We start from the raw sequence: 12,019 nt of genomic DNA, 5'->3' as shown, positions 1-12,019 counted from the left end.
CTGACGCGGAAGGTCACTCAACCGCGCACCGATAAGTCTGATTCCTGCCGTGACGTACGGCGACGTAATACTGGGCCCGTGGGGCGTACGCAGATTATGCGGCGCTACATAGGGACTTGGGAAGCAAAAATCCAACGAAGAATGGACGCGATTTGCTGCCCGACCAACTACCTCGAAAGGCCAAAATATTTGCTACGACCATGCTGCCGAATTGCCTATATGGCGCGCACTTTGTGCTGCGTTAGGCGCGTCTATTTTTATCGAGCTACCAGCATCCTGCCACCATCCTACGACCATTCGAATCCATGACGAAAAGAGCCAGTATTCGCACCGAAATTCTGGTGACACCGGCCGATGGCCCGCTTTACGACCGCCTTTCGGAGTTACCCGGTCACGCCGGATCGCGTGAGCGTGCCAAGTACTTGAAAGCGCTGTTAATGCGAGGGCTCTATGCGGGCGAGGTTGCACAAGTTCATCGGCAATCGCCACCGCTTTCCGTTGTTGCACCACCGGTTTCAAGCGATACAGTGAAACGACATACTTTTTGACGGAGGAATTCTCAATGACAATCTCCCAGGCTTTTAACGGCGTCGTCGCAATTGATGTTGGCTATGGAAACAACAAGATCGAATGGGGCTCGGGAAACTTTCACTTCCCAGCCCGTGTTGCGCGCGTTGCGTCGTCGGACGCAGCCCGTGCGGATCAGCTGAATCGCCAGGTCACCCGCCTGAACCGCGTTCTGGTCGAGGTTGACGGCAAGCACTTCTTCGTCGGGCCAGACATGGCCTCGGCCGTCGAGGAGCCATCTATCTCGGATGACTACAGCAGCCGGCCCGAGTACAAGGCACTGGTGATCGGCGGGCTCCACTATATGTTCGAGAAGATGGGCACCGCTCGGCGCGAGATCCGGCAGCTTGTGCTCGGCTTACCGATGAGCACGTTCCAGTCCCGCCGCCCCGCGCTGGTCGAAGCCTACTCCGGAGTGGTACTTCGGGTGCCGACGCCTGACCAACTCGTGAGTACGTTTGGTCCGACGACAGAAGTCCGAATCCAGAATGTGGAGGTCGTCCCGCAACCGGTCGGCGCTCTCATCGCGTGGGGCTTCGAAGCCGGCCGTACGGATGCGCTTCAGGAGGGAGTCCGCAACCTTGTCATCGACCCGGGCGAACGAACCTTCGACTGGTATGCGGGAAACGGTACCAAGCCGATCTATGAGCATTCCGGCGCGATTCCGGTAGGCAAGTCGTCGCTGATGTTCAGCTTGACAAACTACATGACCAAGACGCTGGGTACGCACATCTCCTACAAGATGGCCGAAGCTGTGTTCAAGCAGGAGCAGCTTGCCCTTGCTGGCCAGACAACCACTATACCGACCGCGCCGTTCAGAGAGCATGCGCGGATGCTCGCGGCAGATACGGTCGACCAACTGGTACGACGCTTGCCCGAAGATAGCTTTGACAATATTGTGCTGACGGGCGGCGCGCTGGACCTTTTCGAGGAGCCACTGCGCCAGCGCTTGCCGACCGACGTCATCCGCCAGGTCCGCAATCCTGTTATGGGCAATGCGACGGGGTTTCGCATATGGGGCGGGCTCGATTGAGGGCGCGGCAGCCTAGTGATTGACCCACGGCTTGCGCCATCACTGCAGAGCCGACTTGCGACAACTGTCGCAAGTCGGCAGCACTCAAGCGATTGATTTATCGGAAGAAATGCCGCGAATTACCGCGAAACTAGGGCCACGAAACGCGCATATTCATATGGCGAGTGACGACACATCCGAATCCAGTCAGGACAGCTACTTTACGACTAGTCAACTCGTTGAGCGCGGTTGGAGCAAAGCAATCATCGCGAAGCTCCTTGGTGTGCCCGACACCTACCGTTACCCTACCGGAATGTGTGGCGGGCGCCCGGCTATGCTCTATCAGCGCGCTCGCGTCCTCGCCAATGAGAACACCGACGCTTTCCGTACAGCACTGGCCGCTGCGGTGAAGCGGCGTGCCGTCTTGGAGCATCTCAATCTCAAGAAGCGATATATGCTCCTCGACGCGGCACGGGAGATCGAGGTCAAGGTGCCCAACATCTCGCTTGAGGCTCTTATTGGATCGCGGCCGTGGTACTCAGCCACTCCGGAGGCGCTTGTCGGAGATCTGTTGCGGATGATGCAGGACGCGGAGGATGAGCTCGATCTGTATCGCTGGAACGGAGGCATCCGTGAGGCGCGTAAAGAACTCCGGCTCCGCATGCTCAGCGCGCTAGCGGGTGAGTATCCAACGCTTGCGCACGAGTGCGCCCGCCAGGCAGCGCTTGAGACGGGGCAAGCGCAACCGCGCGGCGAGTGGGAGAGCGCGCAGTAGCTGTGCCCCATCTACCGCGCGCGGGAGATTAGAAGGTGCCCGACACGAGCGGGGTCGCCAGTCCAGGTAGGTAAATCGCCCCCATGGCGAGGGCGATGCCGCCCAGGAGAGCGGCCAGGTTGCCGCGCACGAGACCTGCCCAGATGGCGATCGCAAAGCCGGCCAGCGCGAGGGCGCCCTGCCATCGCTCAAGCCAGCCGAGTACGGCAGCGACATCGCTCGGGCCACTCCCCTCTGTCGCTGTCCCTGCGACGGTCGCCGTCGCCGCGATGCCGAGCGCGACCAGCGCGGCCATAGTTGTCCCTTGATGAACTCCGTGCATGACGGCGCGGGCCGAGGCCCCGGGCTTACCGTTCGAAAACATGTGCGATCCTCCTGTTCGAGAGCGTCGATGCCTGCTGTTGTGGCCGATCGTGACCGGCGCGCCAACGCATTGGCAAGGCTACCCGCCGGAGGATGCGTATAAACCGTGCGTCATAAATGGCCTTATCTGTGGGACTTCTGCCGCATGCTTGTTTCTATGGATGTCGATGTCGCCTTGGTGACCGGTGCCTCGCCCGTGACGGCGTTACCCTGTTGCGCCACCTTCCGGTCAGAGAGGTGGGCGCAGACCATTACGCTTGTGCAGCGACATTCCCTTGACGGAATATAGCTTGAGAGCTATATTTGATGCATGGAATGGGACGTAGAGTACACATCAATCTTTGGCGACTGGTGGGAGGACCTCTCCGAAGCGGAGCAGGAGTCAGTTGCCGCCTCGGTCTCGTTGCTGGAGCATTTCGGACCGAACCTTCGACATCCGCACTCGAGCGGGATCAATGGCTCTCGGCACGGGCATATGCGAGAGCTTCGGATACAGCATGAGGGGAGGCCGTACCGAGTGTTGTACGCATTCGACCCGCGCCGCGCGGCAATTCTCCTATTGGGAGGGGACAAGACGGGCAACGATAGGTGGTATGACGAAAATGTTCCGCGCGCCGATGCACTCTATGACGCGCATCTGGCCGAACTAAAGCAGGAGGGTCAAAACGATGGCTAAGAAATTTTCGGAGCTGCGGGCCACGATGGCGCCTGAGTCCCGGGCTCGGGCTGATGCGAAGGCCCAGCGCCTGGTAGCGGAAATGGCGCTGAGCGAGTTGCGTCGTGCACGCGGTCTATCGCAGGAGGCCCTAGCCTCGGTGCTGCATGTTAAGCAGCCAAGTATCGCCAAGATGGAGCAGCGCACCGATATGTATATCTCAACGCTGCGCAGCCACATCCGTGCCATGGGCGGCGAACTTGAGATTGTGGCGCGCTTCCCAGATGGCGCCGTGCGGATCTCCAACTTTGCAGAGATCGGCGATACCGCGGAAGTAGACTAGGCAGTTCCTACCACCCTGCCCCTGCGTTCCCTCGTCAATACTGCGCCGCCGGACGCTGCGCAATAGCTTTCACCAAGTCGCCAGGCCCGGTAGGTACACCGCTCCCATGGCGAAGGCGATGCCGCCCAGGAAAGCGGCCAGGTTGCCGCGCACGAGACCTGCCCAGATCGCGATCGCAAAGCCGGCCAGCGCGAGGGCGCCTTGCCATCGCTCGATCCAGCCGAGCACGTCAGCGACGACGCTCGGGCGGCTCCCTCCTGTCGTTGTCCCAGCAAAAGCTGCCGTCATCGCGAGGCCGAGCGTGACCAGCGCGGCCATAGTGATTCCTTGAAGAACTCCGTGCAAGACAGCGCGGGCCGAGGCCCTGGGCTTACCGTTCGATAACATGTGCGATCCTCCTGTCAGAGAACGTCGACGCCTGCTGTTGTGGCCGATAATGGCCGGTGCGCCAACGTACGCGAAAGGCTACTCGGTGGAGGAGGTGTATAAACCGTGCGGCAGAAGTGGCCGTAATTGTGGGACTTCTGCCGCACGCTTGTTCGTATGGATATTGGGAGCCGCCTTTGTGACCAACCTGTCGGCGCCGATGCCGTCGCTCGGTAAGCCGTGGGCGCTATCGGCCCAGGCGTGTGGCAAGCCCCGTCCTTCCGGGCTGGGAAGGAAAGCGTCGACGGCAGCCTTGGTGTTGTCGCCTGTCTAGCGATGGTACAAAACCTCGGACAGAGTTGGATCTCACCCAAGGTTTTGTACCAGATGCCTTCTACTTTGCGGCTTGAACGTGCCATGGTCCAGCCTCGTGCCGCAGGCCTTCTGCGTGTCCGCACCTGGAGCCAGATCAGGTATGCGACTCGCTTCGGTGCCGCGTACGGGCCAGTACGCGCCTGCTGCTAAGTCCCTCAGCTGATGCAGAGGTTCCAGGTACATCGACGCACGCGCCAAGCGGGGGCCCGGCAAAAGAGAAGGGGCCCCATCCGGTGGCCTGTCACCACGATGCGCGAGAAGCCTTGTCCTTCAGGTCGGGCATTGGCGCGCATCGCGGTTATTGGGGGCAGCGAATGGTAAGCGGCGACGGCCGCAAAGGGGTTACCGCGTGCCTCCGTTTTTCGCCTGTAGACTTCTGGGGGCGCCGACTAAGCCCAACCGAGCTCTCGATATATCGATCCAAGCAGAGATATAGCCAGTTCAGCGTCGGCCTCGGATGGCGCTTGCGTACCGCGATTCAGCCGCTCGACAGACTTCGCCCTTGAGTGCAACAGCGCAAGAGTTTGTGCGGAGTTGGCGACAATGAACCGATCATGCTGCGCAAAGAATCCAGCTAACTTTGCAAGGTCCTTACCTATCGACTCCCCTCCCGTGCCCATTGTCGCGCGTTGCGCATTCAGGGCTGCGGTAGCCGCTTCTCGGCATCGGTCAATCACGCTTTCAGCGTCATCCCTGAAGGCCGCGTTTGCCGCCTTCTCGTACTGCTCAATGATCAAAGCGGAATGCTGCTCTGGAAGCCGCGAATCAATGAGATTCGGCAGCCCGCTGAGGTTTGCTCTGGTCCGAATCGTTATCAATTCCTCTCCTGTCGCGAGGCGCTCAATATCGAGAACTGCGTGCACGACGGTTCGGCTTCCAGATCCGAGGACCAGGACGGCGTCCCTGCGGCCCGCGAAGAATTCATCTGAAGCGCGCCACGACATAAAGGTCGTAAGTCGGGTCACGAGGAAACCCTGAGTATCAGGTGCCACGACCACGTTTGGCCTTGCCATGCTGCTTTGCCCAGATGTGGCATAGGCGGGATGCCTTTGGACGTGCCATGTTTCGGGATTTACTCCCGGGCGCCGAACGTACAATCGACCGCGCCTGACTCGAGCCACCGGATCGAAGAAGTCTTCTCGGAATAGCATCTGCGCATTCGTCGCGCTCTCCTGCAACGCGGGTGACTGCCAGTTCTGTAGTGGGCCCACATGCGACGCGATCGCGAGGAAGGGCGATGGCCAGATGGCGTGGCCGTAGAGGGAAGGAGTCCCCTCGTAAAGAAGCGAGGTGTTGGGGTCTATTCCTATAGTTACTTGACTCATTTCTTTCCTCTTAGGTCCAGGGCAAAGCCCCCTGCCCCGGCGAGCGCTGCAAGCGGCGTCACAATGCCCTATGAAAGGGAGACTCCGCGAATCGCGCGAACGGCTCCGTCAACTGTGCCAGCGTGATGCTGCGCCTCGAGCTGGGCGCTCAGTCTAGTTCGAACGAGATTGGCTGCAATGCGGTGGACTTGACTAGCTCGCCTCCATCGTTGTACGGGACGCAGTGCATATCGCGTACGGCGCTATCGGCCGCCTCATCGAGCAACGGTACGCCCGTCGACTGCGTGAGAAGAGTCAGATACACGATGCCCTTAGTATTGATCCAGAGGCGTACCACCGCCTTACCGAATTGCCTCTTCCGCTTCGCGTCGGCCGGATAATGCAGGCGCGGTCGGGTGCATATGATGTCTTCGTGTGTGCGCGCAACTGCCTGCCCAACAGCGAGGTCGACCTCGATCGGCTGGTATGTTCTCCCGCATTGATCCAAGCGCTCTGCGACCTTCGCGTCGTACGCGTCCGCGTACCGAGCCGCGGTAGCCGGATCGAGGAGTTTGAATCCAACTGGTGTGTTCAAGAAATCGCGCAAGGCAGCCATCTCGCTCGCACTCAAGGCGAGGCGTGGCGTGTTGTAGACTTGCCGGTCCATGAATGCGCGACCGACTGGTGTGGCCAGGAAGTCCCGCGCTTGCTCGAGCTCGGAAGTCGTCAGATTTCGTCGGAGGTCAGGTACCAGCTCGCTCCCAATCTTCTCCGCATCGCGACTGCTAACGCAGTAGATCGCGCGCTGGCCATGGCTCTCAGAGTTCCAGTAGCGGTGCACTAAGAGGGAGCGGACCTGCTCGGAAAAGAAGGCTGTCGCAACGTCTGCGACCTGCGAGTCAGTCAATGGCTCAGGCGGCTTCACAGCGCAGGCCCCAAGGACCATCACCGACAGTGCGGTGGCAATTAATCGGCGAAGGGGCATGGCAGTTAGCATCGAGTCACCAGTCTAAGCAAGCGCATGGTAGGCGATTGCTCGCAATAAAATAGCCCCCCTATGGGAGGCTATGAATGGCGGCATTCCTTGGCTTCGGTGGCGGTCATGCCCCCGCCGTGAAGGAGGAGGCATGCCGCACACCTGGCCAATGCTCGACCGACACCGCGTCTATCGGACGCTACCAATCCAACTCTGCACGGCAGCTTGTACCTTGGAAGAGTATGCGTCGCGGTTCTCCGGCGTCTCCGAATGGTAGGCGCCCACTGCAACCCAGGTGTTCCCGTACCGCTCCATCTTCTTCCGATACAGGTAGGCGCCAACCATCACGTTCGTGCACGGGTCCATCAGCCTGGCCGGCGTGATCCCCCATCGAGCCAATTCGGGTAGATGGACGCTGTTGACCTGCATCGGGCCGTAGTCGATGGAGCCGTCCTCATTGCGGCGCACGACGGTAGCTCGCAGGCGCGACTCGACAAAGGCAATCCCGCGAAGAACAACAGGATTGACGCCGTATCGCGCCGCCGCTTCGTCGAAGCAGAAAGCCTGCGCATCAATGCTCGCCAATGCGAGCCCACAGACCACCAGGCGACCGAGCAACGCACGCCTTTTAATCAATGGCATACCACGAACCACTGAGTCGAGGCGTAGTTGCCGTCTGAGACGGTCCCGTTCTGGTATGCGCCGCGAGAGTAGCCTTGAGCGGCAAGCTGAGAATCGACCCAAGCGATTGCCGCATTGTAGTTAAAGGTGAGATCGCCGCCGAGGTTGTAACCCGAGATGGTCGGAGTAGTCGAGTTAAACGGCGTACCCCAGTAGACGGCATAGCCAACCCCGCCCCCGCCCCCGCCGCCGTCCCCATATGAAGGCCGGCTCGGGCCAATCTCGAGGTAGTAGGAAGGATTGGAGTTCATCGCATACCGGCATGCCGGCGGGGGTGGCGGGGTATAGGCGTAGTAGCAGGTCCCGACGCCAGCGATGAACGTAGAACCACCGCCCTGGTCGTTTGCGTATAGACCGTGGTTTGAGCATGAGTCCGGCGGCTGATTTACTACGCAGCGAGTTATCCCGTTCACGACCGCCCAGTGATATCCGGATCGGCAGTCTGCGACGGTGACGGGAACCGCAGGGAGATTGATTACTTCCGCATGAACCTGGAGGGGCATCCAGGAACTTGCGAATGCAATGAGAGCCGAGATGGTTGCGGCGGTGCGCATAACGAAGGTCCATGAGACTACTGACGCTAACACTATGCCCCCTAACCGCCCACGGACAAATCCGGAATGACTCGCCATTTTCAGAGGTATTCAGCGTAGCGGTGGCCGACATAACGCGGTTGCAATCGACTGGCCCCCACTTATTGGGGGGATTGAAATCCACTAGAACCGTCGAAAATCTGCTGTGGCATTTGTTGCGAAGAAGAAGTCGCGCGGTAAATTTTAATTGTGGCGACTGACTTCGCGCACAAGAATGTCAACTCGGAGCCTTTCATGAAAAAAACGATTTTTGTTCTCGCGGCCCTGGCCGCTTTGTCGGGTTGCGGCGGTGGTGGTGACGGCGGCAGCAGTGCGTCGACGTCTACCCCCCAACCTACTCCTACGGCCCCGGTCACTCAACCGACCACGCCTGCGGCGCCGGCGTCCGTTGCGCCGGCGACCGGTGTTGGTGCACCTACCTACGCGACAACGGACATCCGTTATTCGCTCTTCAACCTGGTCAACACTTATCGCAACCAGATGGGTGTTGGTGAATTGCGCCAGGACGCGCTGTTGGACGCCGCGGCACAGGCGCACGCGAACTATCTGAGCCTGAATGGCGTTGTAGGTGGCCACGTGGAAGTGGCCTCTAACCCGGGTTTCACAGGCGCCTACCCTCGCGATCGCGCCACGGTAGCGGGGGTCCCGGCCTCGACGTGGGTCGGCGAGACTATCAGCGGTACGGGATCGGCTCAAGCTTGCTTGACGGTTCTCGCGAATAGCGTCTATCACCTGCAGTCCCTCACCGCCAATCAGGAGTCCGTGGGCATCGGCTACAACGTGAATTGTGTGATGGACTTTGGCACGGTCACCGGCTACACCGGGCAGACGGTGAGCCAGCTCAATGCTATTCCGGTCGGCGGTGGCCAGCAGATGGCGGCCACAGCCATCGCCTACTCTCCGCTGGATGGAGAGACGGTCGACAAGGCGATGGCACCTGAGTCCCCTCAGCCAGCTCCGGACATCGCCGCCCCCGGCCATCCAGTGATGGTGCGTGTCCGTGCCGATCTGACGACTGACGTGCTTTCTGTGTCGACGTTCAAACTGGTGGACAGTTCCGGTGCGGATGTTGCTGGACGAATCTTGATCGCGCCCAACGCGAAAGCGGCGTCGAACTCGGGGGCGGTTACGGACAGCGGCATCAATGCCGGTGTCGCATTCTTCCTCCCACAGGTGCCGCTCGGGTCGAACAAGACGTACACTGCGGTCTTCAGCGGGGCGCGAAACGGCGTGGCCATCAGCAAGTCCTGGTCGTTCAAGACCTACTTCTGATCGGTGCTACGATAACGAGCGGATGTTGTACCGTCCGCTCGTTCCACCACGCCTGTCTGCCCATGTTTTTCTGAGACTGTCGTAGGAAGCCGGTGGAACCGCGCTTCTACTATTGCATCAGCATGGCGGAAATTTCACAGGTGGTCCGCCCCCGGTTCTCGCAACTGGTGGCGCAACTGTTCGTGAGGCTCGGATGTCGTTAAGCCAAGCGGTATTCAGGTATCTGGTGTGCGTGGGAATCACGTACGTCTTGTTCAAATATGGCAGTTGGAAAGGAGTTCCGGAAGCCTATGCCTACTGTTTATGGTTCTATATTTTCGCAGGAATCTACCTGAACAGAAGGGTGTATCGAAAGCTCGTGACGTATCATCCGATGTACGACACACTCCAGAATGTCGTCGCCGACAAACTTGTGATGTTTGGCCTGTGGCCCCTGACGTATTTGCGCCTGTTCGGCAGCCTCCTCCTAAACAGGCTCCTTTGACGGCCACCCCGCCCGAAAGGACGGGGTATGCCGCGCATCCAGATCAATAAGCACAACCCATTGTCATGGTCCCAACAAGTTGGCCGCCGAGGTTCCAGGTGTCATTACCGGAGTACCACCCCGCCGGCGAGCGGCCCGAGGCCTGGGCCGACCAGTATGACCCGCCATCGTTTGCCATAAAGTAGGCGCCCTGAATCGGCGGCAGCACGTAACCAGTGACATTCACCAAAAGGATGGCCGGTGTATAGAGCGCCCATGGCGTTCCGCCTGGGCAGGCGTCCTTTGTGAACGTCATGCCGTCCGTCACGTTGTTGACTTTGCGGGTGGTTGTGATCGAGCCAAATGCCGTATTCAACGACACGTAGACACCACCGCGGCAAATGTAGCCACTGTTGTCGCTGCCCGTCGCCAGTTGGCCAGTAATGGAGCAAGCGGTACCGGTGGTGATGTTGGAGATTGCCGTGCCAATCGGCTGCCACTTCGCGCCGTCGCAAATCACGAGGCCGGCGGCCTTCGTGTTCGTGCGGATCGAGCCTGTGGTCGTGCAGGCTGTCCCTTGCGCCGCCGTGCCATTGAAGTAGTTGTCGCCGGTCGTCGAGAGCGTTTGCGACTGCAGCGTGCCGGTGGGAGCGGAGAAGCCCGCGGCGTTCATCGTGGTGGTGTTTGTGCCGTCGGTGACGGTGATGTTGCCGTTGCACTTGACCGAAATGATGCCGGTGGTGCTCGTAATGGTCAGGCAGGGTCCGTTGATGCCAGAGGCGATGATGTCTTGGTAGCCGGCGCTACCGTATCCGACCCTAATGCCGAGAATGCCGGCCGGTGTGCCGGCAACAGGGTTGGCCGCTGTCGCGCCGCCGGTTCCTGTCATCGTCGATGGGGCGGCCGGGAATGACAGCATGCCGTCGACACCGATTTTCGACGCAGCTGTGGCCAGCAATGGAATTCTGGGAGCACCCGTTTCGTCGGCGACAGCCTGGATGGTGAATCCGGTTCCGCCGATCTGGCAGTTTGTGCCCGGGCAATTCGTCTTCGAGAGGGTGATTCGCATCGCAGGGCCAAGTGCCGTGCGAGTGGGGAACCCCGTCGGAAGATACTGCGTGTTGATCAGCTCCGCGATAGTGGGCGCGAGTGGGTTGACGAAGCCTGGCACGGCGCCGGCAACGATCTGAGCCTGGTTACCGGCGACGTACCGGTTCACAGCCGTGCGGACCTCGGTCGCGTACTCGCCGGTCGAGTTGGCGTTGTTGTTCTCGATCTCCCGGATCATTTCCGGCAGCTTGACTGTTGCGAACAACAGCGCGGCGATGACGAGATAGAGCCCCAGCTCGATCATCATGAAGCCGCCGTCTCGTCGCGCCGTGCGACTCGGGTATCGTTTGCGGAGAGTTGGCATAGCTCGAAAGCCGGAGGCAGGGAGGTGACTTGGGGCCGCGATATGCCGGCCCCTTCTTGTACGCCCGCCGCGAGGGGAGGACCGCGGCGGGCGTGCCGTGGGCCGCCTTACAGCACCGTGAACACGAGGGTGTTCTTGTCGTTGGAGCAGGTGATCTTCGACGGATCTGCTTGGGCGCCGATCGCCTTCACCACCGAAGCCGTGCCACCGTTCGGTGCGACGGAGATGAAGGCAACGCTGCTCGACAGCGCCGAGACCAGCGGCAGGCAGGACGAGTCGGGGAGTTGGGTCAGCGTGTACTGAACCGAGTCACCGGCCGTATTGACCGTGCCGGACGCGACCGTCAGCGTGCCACCACCCAAGGCGAGCGTCGGCGTGGCCGCAGTGGAGTTGATCGTGCTGAGCTTCATGAAGAAGCCGCCGGCCTTCAGGTTGGCGTTCGTGACGCTGGCATAGCTCCCCTGGTAGGCCTGCTTGACCTTGCCCATCAGGCTCGTCAGGTCGCCTGCGAGGGCTTGCGCCTGGCTCGCGGTGCTGTTGGACGAGAAGTACACGACGATGCCGACCAACGCGAGCGTGATGATGACCAGCGCAAGGCCGATTTCAACCATGCTGTAGCCGGCCTGCTTGCGCAGGATCTTGGTGCGGGATGCGCCGTCAGCACGCAAGCGTGCGATCTCGGCGCGATGGGCCTCGCGGCGGCGGGCCTTGGTGGTGGATTGCATAACGATTTTCCTCGTTCCGGTTGTGTGGAAAGCGGCCTGGCCGCGCGCGGCTGGAGTGTCCGCGGTGGTCATTGCCAGACACAAGTCTGTGCGCCGTGCCCGTTTTCTTCGGATCGAATGCAAAGCCTTTTTCGA

The 12,019-nt window shown here is 60.5% G+C and carries 13 protein-coding genes; 7 read left to right on the top strand and 6 right to left on the bottom strand.

Going from position 1 to position 12,019, the window contains the following annotated elements:
• The first annotated feature begins 305 nt into the window (after nucleotides 1–305).
• The 3 genes from BKK79_RS40925 to BKK79_RS36790 are packed head-to-tail and all read left to right on the top strand — an operon-like array spanning nucleotide 306 to nucleotide 2,354.
• Nucleotides 306–548, top strand: coding sequence for a hypothetical protein (locus BKK79_RS40925; RefSeq protein WP_157128681.1), 243 nt, complete (start codon nucleotides 306–308; stop codon nucleotides 546–548).
• A gap of 14 nt (nucleotides 549–562) precedes the next feature.
• Entirely contained in the window at nucleotides 563–1,600 is a 1,038-nt protein-coding gene (locus BKK79_RS36795; RefSeq protein WP_071040644.1) for a hypothetical protein, read from the top strand.
• A 55-nt stretch (nucleotides 1,601–1,655) separates the two neighbouring features.
• Nucleotides 1,656–2,354: a hypothetical protein gene (locus tag BKK79_RS36790; protein ID WP_157128680.1), complete on the top strand. Its 699-nt coding sequence runs from the start codon at nucleotides 1,656–1,658 to the stop codon at nucleotides 2,352–2,354.
• A gap of 28 nt (nucleotides 2,355–2,382) precedes the next feature.
• On the opposite strand, the gene BKK79_RS36785 is transcribed toward BKK79_RS36790, so the two are convergent.
• Nucleotides 2,383–2,649, bottom strand: a complete 267-nt coding sequence (locus BKK79_RS36785) for a hypothetical protein (protein WP_198173442.1) — start codon at nucleotides 2,647–2,649, stop codon at nucleotides 2,383–2,385.
• A gap of 378 nt (nucleotides 2,650–3,027) precedes the next feature.
• Here BKK79_RS36785 and BKK79_RS36780 point away from each other — a divergent pair, with 378 nt between their 5' ends.
• Both BKK79_RS36780 and BKK79_RS36775 read left to right on the top strand, forming a co-directional pair.
• Nucleotides 3,028–3,393, top strand: coding sequence for a type II toxin-antitoxin system RelE/ParE family toxin (locus BKK79_RS36780; RefSeq protein WP_071040641.1), 366 nt, complete (start codon nucleotides 3,028–3,030; stop codon nucleotides 3,391–3,393).
• Complete coding sequence (locus BKK79_RS36775) at nucleotides 3,386–3,715, top strand: XRE family transcriptional regulator (RefSeq protein WP_071040640.1); 330 nt, start codon at nucleotides 3,386–3,388, stop codon at nucleotides 3,713–3,715. Before BKK79_RS36780 ends, BKK79_RS36775 begins: the two co-directional genes overlap by 8 nt.
• Nucleotides 3,716–3,784: 69 nt before the next feature.
• Here BKK79_RS36775 and BKK79_RS36770 read toward each other — a convergent pair whose 3' ends face one another.
• Nucleotides 3,785–4,033 carry a hypothetical protein gene (locus BKK79_RS36770; protein WP_071040639.1) on the bottom strand — a complete coding sequence of 83 codons (249 nt, stop codon included), beginning with the start codon at nucleotides 4,031–4,033 and terminating at the stop codon, nucleotides 3,785–3,787.
• Nucleotides 4,034–5,199: 1,166 nt separating this feature from the next.
• Between BKK79_RS36770 and BKK79_RS40920 the strand changes: the two genes are divergently transcribed.
• Complete coding sequence (locus BKK79_RS40920; RefSeq protein WP_157128679.1) at nucleotides 5,200–5,385, top strand: hypothetical protein; 186 nt, start codon at nucleotides 5,200–5,202, stop codon at nucleotides 5,383–5,385.
• A gap of 544 nt (nucleotides 5,386–5,929) precedes the next feature.
• On the opposite strand, the gene BKK79_RS36765 is transcribed toward BKK79_RS40920, so the two are convergent.
• Together BKK79_RS36765 and BKK79_RS36760 are read right to left on the bottom strand one after the other, a co-directional pair.
• Entirely contained in the window at nucleotides 5,930–6,745 is an 816-nt protein-coding gene (locus BKK79_RS36765) for an energy transducer TonB (protein WP_071040638.1), read from the bottom strand.
• A gap of 180 nt (nucleotides 6,746–6,925) precedes the next feature.
• On the bottom strand, nucleotides 6,926–7,378 hold the full coding sequence (locus tag BKK79_RS36760; protein WP_071040637.1) for a lytic transglycosylase domain-containing protein: 453 nt from the start codon (nucleotides 7,376–7,378) through the stop codon (nucleotides 6,926–6,928).
• A gap of 866 nt (nucleotides 7,379–8,244) precedes the next feature.
• On the opposite strand from BKK79_RS36760, the gene BKK79_RS36755 reads away from it, so the two are divergent.
• Nucleotides 8,245–9,282, top strand: a complete 1,038-nt coding sequence (locus tag BKK79_RS36755; RefSeq protein ID WP_071040636.1) for a CAP domain-containing protein — start codon at nucleotides 8,245–8,247, stop codon at nucleotides 9,280–9,282.
• 527 nt (nucleotides 9,283–9,809) lie between these two features.
• On the opposite strand, the gene BKK79_RS36745 is transcribed toward BKK79_RS36755, so the two are convergent.
• Both BKK79_RS36745 and BKK79_RS36740 read right to left on the bottom strand, forming a co-directional pair.
• Nucleotides 9,810–11,102, bottom strand: a complete 1,293-nt coding sequence (locus tag BKK79_RS36745; RefSeq protein WP_071040634.1) for a hypothetical protein — start codon at nucleotides 11,100–11,102, stop codon at nucleotides 9,810–9,812.
• A 164-nt stretch (nucleotides 11,103–11,266) separates the two neighbouring features.
• Nucleotides 11,267–11,884, bottom strand: coding sequence for a type 4 pilus major pilin (locus BKK79_RS36740; protein ID WP_071040633.1), 618 nt, complete (start codon nucleotides 11,882–11,884; stop codon nucleotides 11,267–11,269).
• Between the last annotated feature and the right edge of the window lie 135 nt (nucleotides 11,885–12,019).

It is taken from the genome of Cupriavidus sp. USMAA2-4, from assembly GCF_001854305.1.
In the GTDB taxonomy this organism is placed as follows: Bacteria; Pseudomonadota; Gammaproteobacteria; order Burkholderiales; family Burkholderiaceae; genus Cupriavidus; species Cupriavidus malaysiensis.
The sequence above is the reverse complement of the archived record's forward strand: the minus strand, read 5'-3'. Positions and strand labels throughout refer to the sequence as shown.